This window comes from Paenibacillus sp. FSL K6-3182, assembly GCF_037976325.1.
GTDB lineage: Bacteria > Bacillota > Bacilli > Paenibacillales > Paenibacillaceae > Pristimantibacillus.
This window is the reverse complement of sequence record NZ_CP150265.1, coordinates 5,605,605-5,626,717: the sequence shown is the minus strand read 5'-3', so window position 1 is coordinate 5,626,717 and position 21,113 is coordinate 5,605,605. Positions and strand designations below refer to the sequence as shown.

Below are 21,113 nucleotides of genomic sequence, written 5' to 3'. Positions count from 1 at the left end.
ATCCTTGTGTCATAAGCTTAGGTCGTTGGGGTTGGGTGCAAGACCTATTTTGAGCGTGAAAAATATTAGTTCTAAAATAGCAGTGCAAAATAATAACGTTTACATTATGATTGATTCATAGAACATTCCTCAGCTACAATCCGATTTTAGGGCAATTCATCTCCACCACACTTCGGTACAAACATCCGGAAAGATTTCTTTTTTTTACCAAACCTCACACCTTCCCATGAACCCAAACCATACCTATCTTGGCTTCACTACTCATTTTTTAATGCGTGTATAAGCTCTTAGGAGTTTATATAAATTCGGATTTTAAAGGAGTTGGTCGCTTAAAGTGAACCTATCTTTATAGACGTCGCAGCTATGATGAGAGGGGGGAAATGATACTGATATCCGCATGCTGTTAGGAAATGGATGGATTCTAAAACCAGACCAAAAACCTAGGAGGTAATGTGATGATGAATCAGATTCATAGGAGTTCGAGTTTGAAGAAACGTGTGTTGGTTGCTTGTCTCGGTCTGCTGCTTCTATTAACCAGTATGATTGCTTTCGTTAAGCCAGTTTCTGCTCATGGTTATATCGATAATCCTGCAAGTCGGGCGATACAATGTAAAAATGGACTGAATACGAACTGTGGCGCAATTATTTATGAGCCGCAAAGCCTCGAAGGATTAAAAGGTTTTCCAGCAGCTGGACCTGCAGATGGTAAAATCGCCAGTGCCGGCCTTGCTGCCTTCGCCAATCTTGACCAACAAACAGCTACACGCTGGAATAAGGTCAATATTAGCAGCGGTACCAATACATTTACTTGGAAGTTCACAGCCCGTCATGCGACGACAAGTTATCGCTATTTTATTACCAAGCAAGATTGGAATCCAAATGCCCCGCTTTCTCGTGCACAGCTTGATCTGACACCATTCTGTACGGTACAGGGGAACGGTCAACAGCCTCCAGCAACATTGTCCCATACCTGTAGTGTACCAGAGAGAACTGGTTATCAAATCATCCTTGCCGTATGGGATATTTATGATACACCAAACGCTTGGTATAACGTAATTGATGTTCAGTTTGGCGCTTCAGACAACATTGCCCCAACTACTCCAACGAACCTTACAGCAGGTACAGTCGGTACAACAACAGCTTCACTATCATGGGGAGCTTCAACGGACAATAATGGTGTCTCAGGTTATGAGATCTATTCCGGCTCTAACACCTCGCCAATAGCAACCGTTCCGGGAAATCAATTAAATGTCAACCTGACGAATTTGATTGCCGGAACCACCTACAACTTAACCGTCAAAGCGTTTGATTCCTCCGGTAATCGATCTCCAGCCAGCAATAGCGTACAAATAACGACGGTTCAGATCCCGAACGACACGACTCCGCCAACGAACCCGTCTGGACTTCATGTCATGGGAGCTCCTGGCTCAAACTCACTTACACTGATGTGGAACGCCTCAACGGATGCTTCTGGCATCGCGGGTTACCGCATTTATGTCGGTTCAAATGTCGTTGCAACAGTAACGGGCACAGCTACCGAGAAGCTCGTTACGGGTCTTACTCCTAATACTTCCTATACGTTCACGGTTCGTGCTATTGATCCATCTCAAAATGAATCAGGCAACAGCAACGCAGTTACCGCTACGACTGCTCAAGGACCAAGCGCTACACCATGGGCTGCTAACACGGCATATGCAGCGAATGCTCTAGTCTCATACAATGGTGCGACGTATAAATGTATTCAACCGCACACTTCGTTAGCAGGTTGGGAGCCTAGCAACGTTCCCGCGTTGTGGCAGCTGCAGCCATAAACTAATTAAGCCCTCGGAGTTGAATGGGAGCTCCGGGGGGCTTTTTTGTTTTAGATGAAAATAGTACAAAAAACTAATACTAGTTGCAGCAAAATAATGGTTAGATTATTTTTTTGAATTTTAGGTTAAAAAGTCCTAAATAAGCGGACAGTTTTGAATAGAATCAATCAATATTAATGTATAAATTTGTCGTATTCCAATGCCGAGGTTCAAAATGAGATGATTCTTGCTACCTATTCAAAGGGTGTTCACGAAATTATATTGAAAAATAGTGTAAATGATCTACTCTATTTTCGTTGACAGATTCATGCTAGAGCATGATAATAATTGTAATTTATAGGAATTGGAGGGATGAACAAGGATTTTTTTATTTTGTTGGAATTTGTGTAAGTGAGGATTCAGATGCTCCTCATACATTAAACCTTTAAAGGAGTGTAGTAATGTTCGATAAAATTGCTGATATTTTGTGCATGATCAAAGAAGACCAGCCGGAACTCCGCCATTCCCTCTCCCCTGAAACGAATCTGAACAATGATATTGGCCTTGATTCTTTGCAAATGATCCAGTTTATGCTCCAAGTCGAGGATCAGTTGAATGTGGCCATTGACTATGACGAATTCGATTATGAGCATCTCCAGTCGATCGGAGCTTTTATTCAGTTTGTGAAAAGCTGCCAGCCGCAAGGCCAGCCGTTGTACGAAGATGCTAAGTCGTAAAGTCGACGTGATTGCGAAAATGGTTATGGGTACCTTCGACCCCGAAACGAGGTGGAGAGATCCTGATCTAGCCAAGCTGCCTGCTATGCCGGACAAGGATAGCGAGTCCATTGTCCTGTGCATGGATGAGCTGCTCTTTCCGTTTTGCGGGCCTAATGATATCCTCTACAGCCGTTGCAAAATCAACCCAGCACTGCATGAGTATCTAAATGGGCTAGGTTTTTCGTTTGGAACTCGTTATCACTATGATTTGAATGATGAGAAGGATCCCTTGCCCGAACCGGACTTATTTAAATCATGCATGTTCAGGCTTGCGGCCGATCAAGCAAGGCTCTCCAAACCGGCAAACAAAGTGCTTCAGACAACCGGTTCCGGTTTCCCCGAGGGTGTGGTTTTGCAGCAGATGAAATCACAGGGTGAAGAGATGTTCTCCCGCGCTGCCAAAATGGTGTCCCCGTACGCCATAACATCGGATACGGAAGCGTACCTATACGCCGCCGAACTTAGCGGTTCCTTGCCAGATCTAGAGACGGTTGTACGTGTTAATTCAAAGCTGTATTCCAACAGGCTCTTGGCTAGAATAGGCGAGAAGTGCTACGGCATGGAGGCGAACAGCGCAGCAGAAATAGAGACGGTCGGAAGTGCTCTATTGAAGCAGGGGCACTATTTATTAAAAGATCCCTTCGGCGTTGCTGGCAAAGGCAATATGCTCATTGACAGCGAATCCATGCAGCGAAGAATAACGGATCACTTGCATAAACAGGAGGAAAGAGGTTTGCGCTCTCAATTCCTGCTTGAGCCGCTGCTAAAGAAAAAGACCGACTTCAGCTCTCACTGGTTCATCAAGGAGAGTGGCGAGACGGAGTTCATTTCAGTTCAGCGGATGATTAATCACCAGCAAAACTACAGCGGGTCTATCAAAGCGGATGATGTTTTTATCAGCATGTTGGAGAACGCTGGCTATTTCAACGTGATGGAGAAAGCGCTCCGGCTGCTGGCGGGAGACGGCTACCACGGCTTTGTCTGCTTTGACTCCATGATATTGGAGGACGGAAAAGTCGTATCGATTGTAGAGATTAACGCCCGCAAGTCGATGGGACTTATTAACGCGTATCTCGATAAATGTTGGGAAACGTACGGACATAGCGGCTGGCTTACGTTTTTATCCCTCGGATTACCGGAAGGCTTCGAGTTTGGCACTCTACTGCACGCACTGCGTGCATCTGAACTTCTGTTGACAACCCCCTCAGGGTACGGGGTTGTTCCTCTATCATCCAATACCGTAATGATAAACGAGATTCTGACTCGCCGCCGAATGGCGGAGGGAACGCAAAACAAACGAGGCATGCCGAAGGGACGGCTCTATGTCTCGGTCGTAGGCCGAGATGATGAACACCGCAGCGAACTGATTAACAGCTTGCGACAGGTGCTCGCCGACTTATCCGTTAAAGTGTACAACTAAATTTGGAACGCGGGAGCTGAGCATGAATTCATCTTCAGTTATTTTGCTGGCGTCGGGTAATTCGCTTGGCGCGTACATTCCGGCTATGCATCTGCATACGTACCTGCAAAGCATAGGAGTCGAAACGGATATTTACGTTCTGGAGAGCTTGTATGACGAAAAAGTGCGAAGCAAGATCAGATCCACCAAAAAAGCATTTCATGCGGATTTCGCTGTTGCTCTTATGGGGCATAAGCTGGCCAAACCTGTTGACAATTCCTTGGACGAGGAAGAGGTTCAAAGACTGCTGAACGCTTGGAAACAGGCCGATGTCACCCGTTTTGCGGTGTTTACGGGTTTCTGGCTGCCTATATTGGAGCGTTACAAGACAGATTCTAACAAGCAATTGGACATCCGGCTGATCCGACTGGATGCGTGGGATACCCCGTCGTTTAAGGTACATAAGCAGTTGTACCCCGTCTATAAGAACGTTTGGTTTTACGAGCTTCAAAAAATGTCTCCGGGCAGTTATATCGCTTCAGACGAAGCGAAGCCTTTGCCTTTCTGGCAGCGCGCCGGACGCATTCTGATCCATGGCGGTGGCTGGGGAATCGGCACCTACGCCATGACGATCTCCGAACTTCGAATGCTCGGACACCGTCTGGATGTCATTGTTTACGATCCTTCAGAGGTGGAGGAGGACGACGGGACCACGCGATATTTTGGGACGGAGGTCTCCTGGGATCCGTGGAGCAGGGACAAACATGGGAGACATTCTTTCCCGCCTATGATTCAGTATATCCGTGAAGACGGACTTCTCAGGGAGTATCCCCTCAAGGATTACTCAGCTTACACCGAGCTGATGCGCAATTGCTGGGCGATCATCAGTAAGCCGGGGGGAGCGACTTTGAACGATTCGTTGTCACTTGGAATCCCTTTTGTCATGTTGGAGCCGTTCGGCGACCATGAGCTTCATAATTCAACCTATTGGGAATCTTGTGGACTCGGAATCCGCTTTACGGAGTGGAAAAACCAACGTTTTTCGGAGCATTTGCTCGAGGAGACTTGCACACGATTATTAGAGCAGCGGTCAAAAATTAACCATTTCGGGAGGATCACCTATGCAGCCGAAAACAGCAGTTACGTTTGACCAAATCACATTTCGTAATATGAAAAGAACGCTGGTTCCGCTGGCGGAAACCGGAAGGAAGCGCAGAGATGATCCAACTTATGCAGCACCCGTGCCTTATGAGATAGGAATTAAGCTTAATAATGGCTGCAACCTACGCTGCACACACTGCTTTGAGTGGAATCCGGATGGCTTCCATCACGGTTTTGCGAAAGAAGTGAAGAAAGATGAAATCGATATTCCCGTCGTGGAGAAGATTTTGGCTGAAACAAGAGCACGCAAATCACGTGTTTTCCTGTGGGGCGGCGAACCGTTATTTTACTCCAAATTCGATGAGCTGGCAGAGCTGCTATCCAAAGAAGAGCGCTACACGACGATTTGCACGAATGCGATTCTCATTGAGCAGAAGCTGGATTCTATTCTGAAAATGTCAGAAAATCTGGTCATGCTGGTCAGCCTTGAAGGCTTTGAGAAGGAAAATGACGCGATCCGAGGCAAAGGCACGTTTAAAAAAGTAATCCATGCGATTCAGCTGCTGCTAGATCTGAAAAAGCAGGGTATATATAAAGGCAAGGTTTCTGTGGCCTTGACGGTTAACGACCAGATGGTCGGCAAGCTTTACAGCTTTATGGAATTTTTTGAAGAGATGGGCGTAGATTCTGTCTATTTCTGCTTCCCCTGGTATATCCCTTCTGATACGGCGGATAGAATGGACACCTACTTCGATGCTCATTTCCCGCACCTTGCCTCCCGCTTTGCAGACGATCACAAGAATAGTTGGCACTCCTTCACGTTCCACATCTCGCCAGACAATTTTGATATTTTGCTCGAAGAGCTTCAACGTGTGAATTCCCGAATTTGGAATGTGCGTGTCCGTTATCAGCCTGCGCTGGAGCCCGAAGAGGTGGAAGGATTTATCCGGGGCAGCGAGAAACCGGCTATGAATCGTACGAAGTGCTTTTCGATCTCGAATCGGATGGATGTGATGCCGGACGGCAAAGTGAATCCGTGCAAATTTTTCCCGGAATTCAGTGTTGGCAATTTGTACGAAGAAAGCGTAGCCGATGTTTTTCACGGTGAAGATCTTCGGAAACAGCGTGAAATTGTTGCCTGCGGTTTAATGCCGATATGCTCTAAGTGTGTGCTGCTGTACAACAATGGAGTTTAAGCCAGGAGGAACGGGGATGGACTATATCCGTGTGCAGGAGCTGCACAAATCGTTCGTGTACTACCGGAAAGCAGCGGGGCTTAAAAATTCGCTGAAAAATTTATTTGCTCGCAAGTCGCTGGTGAAGGAAGCGGTCAAATCGCTTTCTTTTGACATAGGCCCTGGCGAATGCGTCGGATTTCTCGGACCTAACGGGGCGGGTAAAACAACAACGCTCAAAATGCTGTCTGGCATTCTCTATCCGACAGGCGGAGAAGCCGATGTGTTTGGCTATGTGCCATGGGAGCGGAAGCATGAGTTCAAACGGCTTTTTTCCATTGTGATGGGGCAGAAAAATCAGCTTTGGTGGGACCTTCCAGCTAGCGAATCGATTTATTTGAACAAATGCATTTATGACGTCGAGGATGATCTCTACCACCGAAGTCTTGCTGAGCTATCGGAGATGCTAGATGTGCAGGATCTTCTGAACGTGCAGGTGCGCAGGCTGTCTCTGGGCGAAAGGATGAAAATGGAGCTGATCGCCGCGCTTATCCACCGCCCTAGGCTGCTTTATCTCGATGAACCGACGATCGGGCTTGATTTCCCCTCCCAGAAGAAGGTTAGAGAGTTTCTGAAATACTACAATGAGCAGTTTGGTGCGACGATTTTGCTTACGAGCCATTACATGAAGGATGTGGAGGACCTCTGCAAGCGGACGATCATTATTAATGAAGGAAGTCTTCTGTACGATGGGGATCTTCACAAGATCAACGATCTGTTTGGCGAGCAGAAAATTATAAGGCTGCACTTCTCCGAACCTGTTGCCGAGCAGCGGCTGGCCAAATTCGGGAAAATTGTAAGCGGAGACGAATACAACGTTGTTCTAGAGCTGCCCAAGCATCGCTTAAAGGAAGTGTCGCGCGCCGTGCTCGATTCGTTTCCAATCATCGACTGGACGATAGAAGACGTACCGATCGAGGAGAGCATTTCCATGCTCTATCGCAAGGAAGCCGTAGGATGAACAGACGCAGATTGTACATGGCCGTTTTTAGGGTGGGCGTCCAGCATTCGATGGAATACCGATTTCACTTCTTTCTAGGTCTTCTTGGGGCTGCTTTTCCGATTCTCGTTCAATATTTTATTTGGACGGCGGTGTACGAACATTCCGGCAAGGCGGCGTTGTTCTCGTATTCGTATGGTCAAATTATTTTGTATACGATCTTGGCAGGGCTGGTGTCCAAGCTGATTGCTACCCAGTTTGAGCACCAGATTGCCGACGATATTAAGAATGGCGGTCTTAACAAATATTTGATTAAGCCAGTCAGCTACTTCGGGTACCGGCTGATGTCTTTTATCGGTCAAAAGGCGATTTATTACGTTATTACTGCACTTTTGCTTATTTGTATGATCTGGATTTCAGCCGCTAGGGATGTGCTGGATATCGAGGTCGTACGTATAATCCTGTTCACTGTGACGCTGTGGGGTGCGCTTCTGCTCAACTTTTTGATCGCCTACTGCATTTGCGCCAGCGCGTTTTATTTGCATGAAATCTCATACTTTTTTGTGATTACAAGTTTGCTAGTCAATATTTTGAGCGGTGGCATGTTCCCTTTGGAAATTTTCGGGGAATCGGTTGTAAAGGCGCTTCAATATACTCCTTTTCCGTATACCATTTATTTTCCGGTGAATGTTCTGAGCGGTAAAACAGGGACGATGGCTATGTATCAGGGGCTGTTTATTCAGGGTGGATGGATATTGCTCTTCTTGCTCATTTCCCGTCTGACGTGGCGCGTATCCATAAAGAAATATTCGGCGGTCGGGGGGTAGCAGACGTTCCATATGTTTAAAATTGTGAGAAAATACTTGCGCCTGTACGGTATGTTTATCAAAAATTGTCTCATTGCTCAGATGGAGTTTCGGGGCAATTTTGTGATGAGCCTGCTTGTCGAATCTGTCTATCTGCTTGCCAAGCTTTTGTATGTGCTCGTCGTGTTCCGCACTGATCTACATGTAGAAGGCATACCTCCTGAAGGGTTGCTTCTATTTATAGGTATGCACACCGTCGTTACGGGAATTTATGTCGGGTTGTTTTTTACAAATTTCATGAAAATTCCTGAGTATATTAAAGACGGCTCGCTTGATTTGATGATTACGAAGCCCGTTTCCCTGCAGTTTATGGCATCATTGCGATACGTCGATCTGGCGCTGCCAATTCCCGATATTTTGGTCGGTTTCACTATGGTCGGTATCGGCTGGCATGCGATGGATATTCCGTTTTCGCTCGTTCAACTTACGGGATTTGCTTTAATGCTGCTGGTCTCCGTTGTCATCACGTATTGCCTAATGATTATCCCAGCGCTGCTTTCATTCTGGTTCGTCCAGACGGGGGCGATGTCGGATATCGCCCATTCCGCCTGGGATGCCAACAATTTCCCTATGGCTATTTATCCTGTTTGGGTCCGCAGAATCGGGACCTTCGTTATTCCGCTGTTTCTTATTACTAATTTCGGACCTATGTTTCTGCTTGGACAGCTCAGCTGGTTATATGCAGGACTGGCGCTGATCGGATCGCTTTTGCTCTTCGCAGCTGTACGGCTGCTTTGGAATCAGGCTGTGAAGGGATATAGCAGCGCGAGCAGTTAAGATGGTTTTGCGATCATAAGGGAATTACAAATATCAGCATCTATATCCCATGCCTAGAAAAGGAAGTGTCATCGCATGCCGGACATGGCGACAACGCAAGGCCGTACCTCGATAAATTGCATTTTTCAGGAGCCCGATCGAATTGAGCTTATAGAGGAACAGGTGCCGAAGCCAGGACGAGGACAAATTTTATGTGCAGCCAAAAAATCACTAATAAGTACAGGGACGGAGCTGGCTTGTCTAAAGGGGCGTTTCGATGAAGGAACGGTCTGGTCCTCTTGGGTTCGGTACCCATTCTATCCCGGTTACTCGATGGCGGCGCAAGTGCTGGAGACAGGCATTGGAGTGGAAGGAATAAAGCCCGGCGATCGGGTCATCTGCCCGGCTGGTCACCGACAATATTTCCTCGCAGACTATAAGGAAGCGGCAAGTATACCAGATTCAATCCGTGACGAAGAGGCGGTTTTCACACAGATTGCTAAGGTTGCTCTTCTAGGGATTCTGCGCGCAGAACCTGCTTTTGGTGAAAGAGTGGGAGTTGTTGGACTCGGTCTTATCGGCCAGCTTGTCATTCAGTATCTGAATTCGAGTGGTGCAAGGCAGATTATTGCGATTGCTCCGGAAAGCTCCCGCCTGAACCAAGCCCTTAGAAGCGGTGCGACCGATCTGCTGAATCTTACGGTAGCCGAAGCATTCGGAGCGGTAGAACAACTTACTGATGGCAAAATGCTGGACACGATATATGATGTGACGGGTTCTTATGCGGTACTGCCCTACTGCACACAGCTGACACGGGAGCTCGGCAAAGTCATTCTGCTAGGTGACTCGACAGAGCCTTCAAAACAGACGATCGGTCCCAAAGTCGTTTTCAATTCGGTCAGCATATTAGGCATTCACGGCCGAATGATGGAAGGTTTTAATGGCTGGACGGAAGAGGAAATGAACATGTTCATATTCGATTCTATCCGCCGTGGGAAATTGGACGTCGCAAGTCTCATAACGGAAGAAGCAAGCCCGCTCGAAGCTGTATCGGTTTATTCCCGGCTCTCCGGGAGTAAGCCTGATTTGTTAGGCGTTTTATTCGATTGGACGCAATTGTAATGTCAGAGGAGGAATGCAGGTGAGAGCTTGTAGCCAGCTTACGATGAAAGAGAAAATTGGGCAGATGCTTATGGTAGGCTTCGAGGGACTTACGCCGGATGCGAATATTGGCGACCTCTTGCAAAACCATTTCATCGGGGGAGTCGTGTTCTTTTCCCGTAATTTGGACAACCCTGAGCAGGCATTTGCTTTAACGAAGAAACTCCAACAAATGGCTGCGGATGCAACAGGCATACCGCTATGGATCGGAACAGATCAGGAAGGTGGCATGGTCGTCCGATTAAGACAGGGAATTTCACAGCTGCCAGCGGCAATGGCTTTGGGAGCGGCACGTGATCCTTTGCTGCTTTATGAAGCCGCAAAGGGAACGGCAAAAGAGCTGAAGTTGCTGGGCATCAATATGAATTTCGCGCCGGTGGTCGATATTAACGTCAATCCGCGAAATCCGATTATTGATGTCCGGGCATACGGTGACGAAGCTGAACTTGTCGCTGAGCTTGGGATCGCAGCAATGCTTGGCTTTCAGGATGGAGGCATCGTCTCTGTTATTAAGCATTTTCCTGGGCACGGCGACACGGAGGTAGATTCGCACGCTGAGCTGCCGGTCGTGAGGCATTCTCTTGAGCGTCTGCGGTCTGTCGAGCTCGTACCGTTTCGGCGCTGTGCGCGGGCAGGGGCCGAAGCCGTAATGACTGCCCATGTCGGGATTCCATTGCTAAGCGGCGGTTTGTCTGTTCCAGCCACACACTCTCATGAAGTATTGACGGGACTGCTACGGGAAGAGCTGGATTTCAAGGGGCTTATCGTGACGGATTGCATGGAAATGAACGCTGTAACACAAGGCATTGGCGTCGGGGAGGCAGTCGTAAGAGCCGTACTTGCTGGAGCAGATCTTCTTCTCGTCAGCCATACGTACGAAAGCCAGCTGGAGGCGGCAGCAGCACTGGAACATGCGGTAGCAGATGGGCGTCTGCCTGAAGATCGGATTGATGCTTCCGTGGAGCGCATTCTTCTCCTTAAGGAGCTCCGCATCGGAGAGCTGCGAGAGCGCAGCTGGGAAGAAACGCAGACCTATCTCGATCATTCGCAAACACTTCGGACGATTAAGCTGCTTCGCCAGAAAAGCATCACCATGATGAACCGTGAACCGAATTTTTGCCAGTTGTCTTCCGAAGTCGACACGCTTGTGCTTTGGCCGCAGATGGCGGCTGCTTGCAAGTCTGAGGATGAACCGATATACGATGACACCCTCGGCAGCTTTCTATATCCTTTGATGAAAGCAAAGTTTATGGAGCGGTTGTATGGGACTAGTCCGAGTACGGATGAAATTGCGGACTTGGTCTCCGGAGCAGAAGGATATGGGCAGATCGTCGTGGGAATATTCCATACGGCTTCTAATCACGGGCAGACCGTTTTGGTTCGCAAGCTTTTGGCAGGAGGAAACAAAGTCATTCCGATCTCCCTTCGCAACCCCGTTGATCTCGCGGCATTTCCAGAAGCTAAAGGTTTTCTAGCCTGTTATGAGCATCATCCGCTAACATTGCAGGCCCTTTCTAGCGTTTTACTGGGCAAGTTTAAGCCTGAAGGAATTTTACCAGTTACGCTTCCCGATTACTCATTAGAAGGAGGCGAATCATATGAACGCGGTACAGCTTCCCGTGTTGAATCCGCCACTTAAAGGGTTTTTACGATGGGCCTACACCCTTTCAATCACCAGCGTCCACGAAGAAACGATTCCTTGGTATTACAGCAACTTTATCCAGTTATCCTGTACCACTAAATTTATGGAGGACGGCAGGCAATATTTTATCGATTTTTTTCGGGGCAAGCCAAACGAGTTGAATTTCAATAATCCGTTTCTTTTAACATGCTCTGTGAATTATACGATTCTAGATAATTTGGCATTGGATGACTGGCCGAAATTTTTCGCGGATCAGATCCGAAGCGGCTATTACTGCATTGTGTTTGTGGACGAAGCCAAGCTGTCACCGGCAGCTTCTTATCAGAAAGAGCCGTTCCCTCATCATCTTTTTCTGTACGGTTTTGACTGGGAGGAAAATATGTTTGATGCTTCCATGTTCGATCATACGGGGGTGTACCGAAATGTGAAGATCCCATTCCAAGAGTTTCAGGATGCTGCAGGTTCTATGCGAAAGCTTTTGAAGGAGAAACTCACGTCTGATCATCATACGTATTTTTACAAATACGCACCGCATTCTGCTTATCCTTTTGATAAAACGGCCGCGATCGACCAGCTGCTCGATTATGTTAATGGCGAGACCCATTTAAACCGAATTAATTATAATCCAGACGAGGAAGCTTTCGGAATCAAGGTGTATGACTATCTGCAAATGTACTTTGATGCTGTAGAGCAAAACGATTCTAGGCTGGGTGACCGCAACGATGCGAGACATCTTCACGTTCTCTGGGAGCATAAAAAAATGATGAGCGAGCGAATCGGTTATCTAGTAGAAGAGGGGATAATCTCGTATGACGAAGAGCTTGTGGAAGGCTACAAGGATATAACAAAACGGGCGATGAAGCTGAGAGATCAATACATTCGTCATGTTATTCGCGAAGATAAGGAAGTATTTAAACGGTTGAGGCTCCGCTTTGACCAATTCCGAGAAGAAGAGCCTGTTCTTTTGCTTAAATTAATTAAACTTCTAGAAGTGCCATCGAAATCGAATAAGACTTATGTAGAAAGTAGATAGCTATCTAAAATGATATAAGGATGAGATAGTAGGAGGGAGCTGCCGCGAGGTCAGCTCCTCTTTGATGTTCATTGTGGTTTAAAGCTTTTAATATATAATTAATGTTAGTTGACTAACAATAATTGTGATAAAATGAGGAAAGAGCTGGAGATGATAGGTAAAGGGGGGCGAAAATGAACAGAGATCGATCAGTTGCGCTCGAACTTAGAACGCTAAGAAATATGCTGCATAGACAGGTTAGCGGGTTTATGAGTCAAAAATATGGCGATCAATTGACTGGCATGCATGGATGGGTGCTGAGGTACTTTGTTGAGAACCAGCACAAGGAGATTTTTCAACGCGATTTCGAGAGCCAGTTCACGATTCGGCGTTCGACCGCGAGTAAGATTTTGCAATTGATGGAGAAAAATAATCTCATAACGAGAGAGTCTGTTCCTTATGATGCAAGACTAAAGAGGATTATTCTTACGCCAAAAGCTATTGAATACCATGAAGCTATTATTTTAAAATACGTTGAATTGGAGCGTGAAATTAAGAAAGGTCTATCGCAAGAGGAGATGGATACTTTTTTTAATGTGCTCGATAAAATCAAAAAGAATTTGGAGTAGTCGCCGAAGTTGTTGGAGCGGCTTTTATTATTGTAATATAGTTAGTAGGCTTACAGTTCTATGGCTAACAACATGGAGAAGGAGCGTTTGATAAATGCTTAAGATTTTGAAGTATTTCAATCCCAAAAATGTTTGGTTTATCGTCATCAGTACTGCATTTATCGTGTTCCAGGTATGGCTCGATCTCAAGCTTCCCGATTATTTGGCAGAAATCACAAAGCTGGTGCAGACGGAAGGCAGCTCCTTAAACGAGGTATGGGAGCCAGGCGCCTATATGATGCTGTGTGCCATTGGAAGCTTAATTGCATCCTTCATCGTTGTTTATTTGGTCGCGAAGAGCGCTGCATCGCTCGCTAAGAGGCTTAGAAGCCTGCTCTTCGACAAGGTTGAATCATTCTCCATGGCCGAGATGAATCAATTTTCAACAGCAAGCCTCATTACGCGTTCCACGAACGATATTACGCAAGTACAAACGATTGTGGCGATGGGGCTGCAGGTCATGATTAAAGCGCCTATTCTGGCAGGCTGGGCAATTGTGAAAATCTCAAGCAAGAGCTGGCAATGGACGCTCTCGTCCGGTATTTCGGTTGCACTGCTTCTTCTCATGATCGCGATCGTTATTTTGTTCGCCATGCCGAAGTTCAGAATGATTCAAGGACTAACGGATCAACTGAACCGAGTAACGAGAGAAGGGCTTCAAGGTCTGCGAGTCATTCGTGCTTATAATGCTGGACCAAGCCAAGAAGCAAAGTTCGAGTTCGCAAATCGGGAGTTAACCGATGCGAATCTATTCACAAGCCGATTAATGGCATTAATGATGCCGGTCATGAGCTTAATTATGAGCGGATTAAGCTTGGCGATTTATTGGATCGGAGCGTATCTGATTAATGGAGCGGATACAGCAGCTAGATTAGGCTTATTCAGCGACATGGTCATTTTCTCGTCTTATGCCATGCAGATCGTCATGGCCTTTATGATGCTGTCGATGGTTTTCTTCATGCTTCCGCGGGCGTCGGTTGCTGCCAAGCGTGTCATGGAAGTATTAAATACAGAACCAAGCATCAAGGATGGCAGTGCGAAATCAACTAATGCTGCGAAAGCAGGAGAGATTGAATTCCGGAATGTCAGCTTCAAGTATGCGGATTCGGATGAATATGTACTTAGGGATATCAGCTTCGTTGCACGCAGGGGAGAGACGGTTGCGTTTATCGGCTCCACGGGTAGCGGCAAGAGTACAATGATGAACTTAATTCCAAGATTTTACGATGTGACGGACGGCGAAGTGCTTGTTGCGGGAATGAATGTGAAGGATTACTCACTGAAAGATCTGCATAACAAGCTTGGCTATGTTCCTCAGAAAGCCGTATTGTTCAGCGGAACAGTGACGTCCAACGTCGCTTATGGTGATAATGGGCATGTGGCTGGCTCGGCGGACGATGTGAAGAAAGCGGTAGCGATCGCTAAGGGACAAGAGTTTGTCGAGAAGCTAGAAGGCGGGTATGAGGGCACTATCTCGCAAGGCGGCTCGAATTTGTCTGGCGGACAGAAGCAGCGGTTATCCATCGCTAGGGCTATCTACCGTAAGCCTGACATTTATATTTTTGACGACTCCTTCTCTGCGCTTGATTACAAAACCGACCGCCAGCTGCGTTCCATGTTGAATCAAGAAACAGCTGGAGCTACCAACCTAATTGTGGGGCAGCGAATCGGAACTATTAAGGAAGCCGATCTCATACTCGTTCTAGACGAAGGCAAAATTGTAGGAAGAGGCACGCATCAAGAGCTGCTTCAAACCTGCGAGGTATATCGTCAGATCGCGAACTCTCAGTTATCGAAGGAGGAGCTTGAAATTGGCTAAACAACAGGTCGCTACCAAACAAAACATCGATTTCAAAGGCACAATGGGCAAGCTCGTCGCCTATTGCAAGCCGCACATTCCTCTTATTGTCGTGGCTCTGCTGCTGTCCGTGGTGGGCACGATATTTACGATTGTCGGGCCAAGCAAGCTGAAGGATATGACGGATCATATTACCAAAGGGTTAATGGGCGAAATTGATATGGACGCAGTTAGCAGCATTGGTATATTGCTTGCTGTTCTATATGGATTAAGCGTCATCTTCTCGTTCTTCCAAGGCTATATTATGGCTACGGTAACCCAGAAGGTATCGAAAAGCTTGCGTACGCGCATTTCCCAGAAGATCAATAAGCTTCCGCTCAAATATTTTGATTCCACGAGCAATGGAGACGTGCTGAGCCGCGTCACGAACGACATCGACACGATCGGGCAAACGATGAATCAAAGCGTCGGGATGCTGGTTACTTCCGTTACGATGCTGGTCGGCTCCTTGGTCATGATGTTCTATACAAACGTATGGATGACGTTGACGGCGATCATTTCGACGTTTCTAGGATTTGCCTTTATGACCGTGATGATCAAAAAATCACAAACGCATTTCGTTCACCAGCAGGCGAATCTTGGTGCGATGAATGGCCATGTCGAAGAAATATACTCAGGCTACGATGTGGTTAAGGTCTATAATGGAGAGCGGAAGGCGAAGGAAACTTTTAATCAGATAAACGATAAATTATATGAAAGTTCATGGAAGTCGCAGTTTCTATCCGGCTTGACGATGCCGCTCATGATGTTTGTCGGAAACTTCGGTTATGTGTCGGTCTGTATTGTCGGCGGAGCATTAGCGATGAATGGTCATATTTCGTTTGGTGTCATCGTCGCTTTCATGCTTTATGTTCGATTGTTCACGCAGCCCTTGGGGCAAATTGCACAAGCCGCGACTAGTCTGCAATCAACTGCAGCTGCAGCCGCGCGCGTTTTTGAATTTTTAGAAGAGAAAGAGCTTGAGGAAGAGAACCATAAATCGAAGGTGCTTAAGGATGTTAAGGGGCAGGTCGAATTCCGGAACGTTTCCTTCGGATATGATCCGGATAAGCTCATCATTCACGATTTCTCAGCCCGTGCTTTGCCTGGTCAGAAGATCGCCATCGTCGGGCCGACGGGTGCAGGGAAGACGACGATCGTCAATTTGTTGATGCGATTTTATGAGCTGAATGGCGGGGAAATTGCTATCGATGGCGTTCCGATCCATGAGCTACCTCGGGAAAATGTTCATGAACAATTTTGTATGGTGCTTCAGGATACATGGCTGTTCGAGGGAACGATCAAAGAAAATATCGTCTTCAACAAGCAAGGGGTTACTGATGCGGATGTGAAGGCCGTCTGCAAGGCTGTCGGTATTGATCATTTTATCCGAACCTTAACGAATGGCTACGACACGGTATTGAACGAGCAAGTGAACCTTTCCGCAGGTCAGAAACAGCTCATCACGATTGCAAGAGCGCTCATTGCGAACGCCCCGCTGCTCATCCTCGACGAGGCAACAAGTTCAGTCGATACGAGAACGGAGCTTCTCATTCAGGAAGCGATGGATCGGTTGATGGCAGGACGAACTTCTTTTGTTATCGCGCACAGGTTGTCTACGATCAAGAATGCCGATATTATTCTCGTCATGAAGGACGGGGATATTATCGAAAGCGGCAATCATTACGAGCTGCTTGCGGCAAACGGCTTCTATGCTGAATTGTACAATAGCCAGTTTGAGACTGCGGAAGCGGCTTTGTAAAGGGGCATGTACTCCAAAAAAACTAAAAATCGTGGAATAGTCGTCAATCCATAGTGTAGAACTTAGAGAGGCGCTGGGGAAAGTACGATGAATGAATTCCGCGGAAATAGAAAACCCGATCGAATGAGATCGGGTTTTTTTGTATGTTCTACTCGTCTTTTCCCATCACTGCTAAACATGAAAGGATGCTTAATTACAAATATTTGTGAATAAAAATAAAATTTCTTAATAGTTAAGGAGGTTTAATTTTACAATGCACTGTTATAGTTCTCATTGACTAACCATTTTACTAAGGGAGAAGGAAACGTAATGAAAGCAAAAGTATTACGCAAGACAATAGTAATTGCATCCATTATAACGCTGCTAGGAGGGGGACTACATACCGGTTTTGGTCAAAAAAACCATGTCTTTGCAGTAGATGAAGCATCGCCAAATATTATCATTGAAGATTTTGAAGATGGAATCTCAGATGTGAAATTTAATCCTAAACGTATGTATGAGGCTACGCTGCACTTGGAGAACAACAAGAAGCATGTAAGAAATGGACAATATTCAGCTAGAATTGATTACGATATGATTGGCATCGTAGATAACCCATCTCAAATTGAAGTCGGGTATAAAACAGGGAATATTCCAGTAACAGGCTATCCTACTAAAGTAGGCATGTGGGTTTATGGGAACAATGAAGGACATTTGCTAACGACAAAATTTAGAGATAAAGGCGGATCTTCATTTCAAGCAGCATTTTATGATGAAAATCAAATGGGTGTAGACTGGTCAGGTTGGAAATATATTGAGGCGGATGTGCCTCAGGGAAGACCAGGTCCGATCGTCCTTGAATTGTTTTTCCAGTTGAAACAATCGAATATGAGCAAGAAAAATAAAGGCTCGATTTGGGTAGACGATATTACCTTTATCTATAAGGAACTTGATGAGGATAAAGAAGTTCCGACCATTAAACCTATAGCCCCTGTTCCGAATGAAGTATTAGGCGCTCCGCTTGATGCATTGAAGGTAGAGCTGGACGATAATGGATCAGGCTTGGATTTGAATACATTGTCTGTTCTTTTGGATGGAATGAATATAACGGATAAAGTGGACTATTCTGAAAATACAAAGGTATTAACCTATCCAGGTAAATATGTGGATGGCGGTTATCATGAGCTTGTGATTGAAGTGAAGGATAAGGTAGGTAACCCGGCAGGGAAAACATTCGCCTTCACAGTGAATGCAGGAGAACGATTGTTCATGACTGCTAACAAAGAAGCAATAAGCAACGAAATCTACTCTGTACAAGTAGGTATCAAAGATTATTTGAATGCAGAACAGGCAGAATTTGCACTAAATTATGATAAGGGTATTCTTCAAGTTGAAAGCATTACTCAGGCGACTGGTGTTGCCTTAAATTCAGATATTGATAATGAGCACGGCATGGTTAAAGTAGCACTTAATAACGTAGCAGCAGCCCATAATTCCGTTACAGTTAATTTTAGAGTGAGCTCTCATGCCGCGCTGGAACGTGGTGAAGCTTACAAGACCATAACCATGAGTAATACAAATCTTACAGCTGGCGAAGTTCAGACTAGCTCACCACTCGCTGCTCCTATTCACTATACCATCGCATTTCCATATCAGCTGGAAATGACGGGAGTTGGTTTAGGCACGCCTTCTACATTTACAGTATTAGACCATGTGGGCAAGCCGTATGAAGGTGCGGACATTGTTTTCATTGGATTATTAAAGCAAAGCTCAGTAGTTACTGTTAACACCGTAACGTCTAATGTATATGAGGATGACGATACGTCTTCTGATGTCTTAATGGTTGCAAGGGCTGGTGAACGTTACTATGCTTCTGCAAAAGCTGAAGATGGGTTATTCGAAATTATTTTCGCGGATGGACAAACAACAGGTTATATCTCTGAATCGGATGTTAGCAGTCAGTTATTGAACGGCAGCCTTGGTAAAACAGATGCTAAAGGACAATTAACGACAGACCTAACTACATTGGCACTTGGAACCTATCAGGTTCAAGCGGTCAATGGTGATAAAAACAGTAAGGTTGTCAATTATGAAGTCGTGGAGCAATATGGTACAGATACACCTCAATATGTTCAAACCTATGTGGCAGAAGATATGTCTTCTGAGCTGAGCGCTGCTTGGCAAACAAAGCCAGACCAAACCATTACTTATCTTGAATACATTGAAGCTAGTGAATGGGGAACAGGAGAAAGCCCTGATATCAAACATGTAAAACAACATCAAGCTGAGAGTGAGCTTCAAGTGCTTAGTATGAAGGAAAATGGAACGAAGGGTGAAATCCGGTTTCATAATGCTCTGATTGAAGGCTTGAAAGCAAATACCGCCTATAAATATCGTGTAGGTTATGAGGGCAATTGGTCGGCGTGGTATGAATATTCGACAGTTGATCAGAATAAATCAACACCGACCTCATTCTTGTTTATTACAGATTCTCATACGAATCAATCACAAGGCATACAAGCCTATCAAGAACTAATGACTAACGCTTTGAAACAACATCCATCAACACAGTTTATTATGCATGGTGGAGATATGGTTGATGTAGGCGGCGCATTTGAAGAATGGCAGAAGTTCTGGCAAGCATCTGCGGTCTACGCAACAAAAATTCCAACGGCTCTAACATTGGGTAATCATGATGTGAAGAGTGAAGGGAAAGAAGTATTTACCAAAGGGGCGAATTTCCCAACGAACGGACCAGAATCTCAGCTTCAATATGCTTACTCTTATGAGGTTGATGATACTCATTTTGTCGTATTGAACTCAGAGGGTACAGAGGAACAAATGATAGATCAAGCAGCTTGGCTCGAAGAAGATTTAAATAAAAATGATAAAAAATGGACTATCGTTATGTTCCATCGTCCTGCTTACCATACAGAAAATGGTCGAGAAACCCTTGTTGAGTATACGCAAACCTATTTTGCGCCTATCTTAGAAGAGAAAAAAGTTGATTTGGTTCTAGTAGGTCATGATCATGTGTATGCGCGTACCTATCCCATGCAAGATGGCAAGCCCAATAAGGATACAAATGAAGGTACCGTTTATCTTGATGGTGGTGCATCGGGCTGGAAATTCTATGATGGTACGCAATATAATTATTTGAAACATATCTTTGATGAGGACGTGCCAGTATATTCCGCTATTGAAATTACGGAGGACGGGATTCATGTGGAAGCACGTACAAGTGCGGGTAATAAGATCGATGAGTTTACTGTCGTGAAAACAACGGGAGTTGAGCCAACACCGACGCCAACGCCAACGCCGACACCGACACCGACGCCGACACCGACGCCGACGCCGACGCCGACTTCAACATCAGCACCAATATCGACGCCAACATCAACGCCAACGTCGACACCAAAAGCAACACCGGCGCCAACATCGACACCAACGATTACGAAACCAGTCTTCAACGACAAGATCGATGTGGATGTAGTTAAAGCTATCGTGGAAAAAGAGAAATCTGCTCCTGCTTTAAAATTTACGGACGTCCCGGCATCTTCGTGGAGTGCTTTAGTAGTGGAGCGTGCTGCTAAGATGGGGATTGTAAAAGGCTATAGTGATGGTTCTTACCATCCGAATGAAAATGTAACTCGCGCCGAGTTCGCCACGATGCTTGCAAAAGCTTTTGGTTTAACGAATTCAAACGGTGCTTCCTTCTCTGACACCAAGGGGCATTGGGCCTCAGAAGCGATTGCAGCATTACAGGCTAATGGGATAATCACAGGTTATAGTGATGGTTCTTTCCATCCTAATCAAAAAATTTCCCGTGCTGAAATCGTTGCAATGCTTGCTCGGTTGACGAACTATGTTCCTAGCACAACCAATCCGTTCTCGGATGTAGTCACGAACTGGGCTTCTGAACCAATTAATGCTTTTGCTAATGCAGGTATCGTAAGCGGTAAAGGCAGCGGATTGTTCAAACCAAGTGAATCTGCTTCCCGTGCCGAGTCAGTTGCGATGATTATTCGCTTGTTGGATAAATTGCTTGAACAATAAGTAAAGTTAAAGGAATTGTAGTGTTGCATATCCAAGGTTCGCCATCAGCATGTAAAACCCCGACCGTAAGAGGTCGGGGTTTTTGCTTGTAGGAATGTAATGTATCTTGCTTGCTCCGCAATATAATCTC

General features: G+C 45.8%; 15 protein-coding genes. All 15 read left to right on the top strand.

The features are described from left to right. Positions 1 to 455: 455 nt before the first annotated feature. The 15 genes from MHH56_RS24775 (at position 456) to MHH56_RS24705 (ending at position 20,983) form a co-directional block, all read left to right on the top strand. Complete coding sequence (locus MHH56_RS24775; RefSeq protein WP_339204326.1) at positions 456 to 1,811, top strand: lytic polysaccharide monooxygenase; 1,356 nt, start codon at positions 456 to 458, stop codon at positions 1,809 to 1,811. 440 nt (positions 1,812 to 2,251) lie between these two features. Further along, complete coding sequence (locus tag MHH56_RS24770; protein WP_339204325.1) at positions 2,252 to 2,527, top strand: phosphopantetheine-binding protein; 276 nt, start codon at positions 2,252 to 2,254, stop codon at positions 2,525 to 2,527. Beyond that, complete coding sequence (locus tag MHH56_RS24765; protein WP_339204324.1) at positions 2,514 to 3,989, top strand: hypothetical protein; 1,476 nt, start codon at positions 2,514 to 2,516, stop codon at positions 3,987 to 3,989. Before MHH56_RS24770 ends, MHH56_RS24765 begins: the two co-directional genes overlap by 14 nt. A gap of 22 nt (positions 3,990 to 4,011) precedes the next feature. Further along, entirely contained in the window at positions 4,012 to 5,118 is a 1,107-nt protein-coding gene (locus MHH56_RS24760; protein ID WP_339204323.1) for a hypothetical protein, read from the top strand. Next, entirely contained in the window at positions 5,090 to 6,265 is a 1,176-nt protein-coding gene (locus tag MHH56_RS24755; RefSeq protein ID WP_339204322.1) for a radical SAM protein, read from the top strand. The genes MHH56_RS24760 and MHH56_RS24755 overlap by 29 nt, the downstream gene beginning before the upstream one ends. Positions 6,266 to 6,281: 16 nt before the next feature. After that, positions 6,282 to 7,265, top strand: coding sequence for an ATP-binding cassette domain-containing protein (locus MHH56_RS24750; protein WP_339204321.1), 984 nt, complete (start codon positions 6,282 to 6,284; stop codon positions 7,263 to 7,265). Beyond that, the gene (locus MHH56_RS24745; RefSeq protein ID WP_339204320.1) at positions 7,262 to 8,071 is read left to right on the top strand and encodes an ABC-2 family transporter protein; all 810 of its coding nucleotides are present in this window, start codon (positions 7,262 to 7,264) and stop codon (positions 8,069 to 8,071) included. The genes MHH56_RS24750 and MHH56_RS24745 overlap by 4 nt, the downstream gene beginning before the upstream one ends. Before the next feature lie 12 nt (positions 8,072 to 8,083). Then, on the top strand, positions 8,084 to 8,887 hold the full coding sequence (locus tag MHH56_RS24740) for an ABC-2 family transporter protein (protein ID WP_339204319.1): 804 nt from the start codon (positions 8,084 to 8,086) through the stop codon (positions 8,885 to 8,887). Between the two features lie 75 nt (positions 8,888 to 8,962). Continuing rightward, entirely contained in the window at positions 8,963 to 9,988 is a 1,026-nt protein-coding gene (locus MHH56_RS24735) for a zinc-binding dehydrogenase (RefSeq protein ID WP_339204318.1), read from the top strand. 43 nt (positions 9,989 to 10,031) lie between these two features. Next, on the top strand, positions 10,032 to 11,666 hold the full coding sequence (locus MHH56_RS24730) for a glycoside hydrolase family 3 N-terminal domain-containing protein (protein WP_339204317.1): 1,635 nt from the start codon (positions 10,032 to 10,034) through the stop codon (positions 11,664 to 11,666). Beyond that, the gene (locus tag MHH56_RS24725; protein ID WP_339204316.1) at positions 11,626 to 12,702 is read left to right on the top strand and encodes a hypothetical protein; all 1,077 of its coding nucleotides are present in this window, start codon (positions 11,626 to 11,628) and stop codon (positions 12,700 to 12,702) included. The genes MHH56_RS24730 and MHH56_RS24725 overlap by 41 nt, the downstream gene beginning before the upstream one ends. A gap of 173 nt (positions 12,703 to 12,875) precedes the next feature. Beyond that, positions 12,876 to 13,310 (top strand): MarR family transcriptional regulator, encoded by a 435-nt coding sequence (locus MHH56_RS24720; protein WP_339204315.1) that lies wholly within the window; start codon positions 12,876 to 12,878, stop codon positions 13,308 to 13,310. Between the two features lie 94 nt (positions 13,311 to 13,404). Continuing rightward, entirely contained in the window at positions 13,405 to 15,168 is a 1,764-nt protein-coding gene (locus MHH56_RS24715; RefSeq protein WP_339204313.1) for an ABC transporter ATP-binding protein, read from the top strand. A gap of 43 nt (positions 15,169 to 15,211) precedes the next feature. Continuing rightward, complete coding sequence (locus MHH56_RS24710; protein WP_339209723.1) at positions 15,212 to 16,948, top strand: ABC transporter ATP-binding protein; 1,737 nt, start codon at positions 15,212 to 15,214, stop codon at positions 16,946 to 16,948. Positions 16,949 to 17,257: 309 nt separating this feature from the next. Next, entirely contained in the window at positions 17,258 to 20,983 is a 3,726-nt protein-coding gene (locus tag MHH56_RS24705; RefSeq protein WP_339204312.1) for an S-layer homology domain-containing protein, read from the top strand. Positions 20,984 to 21,113 lie beyond the last annotated feature (130 nt).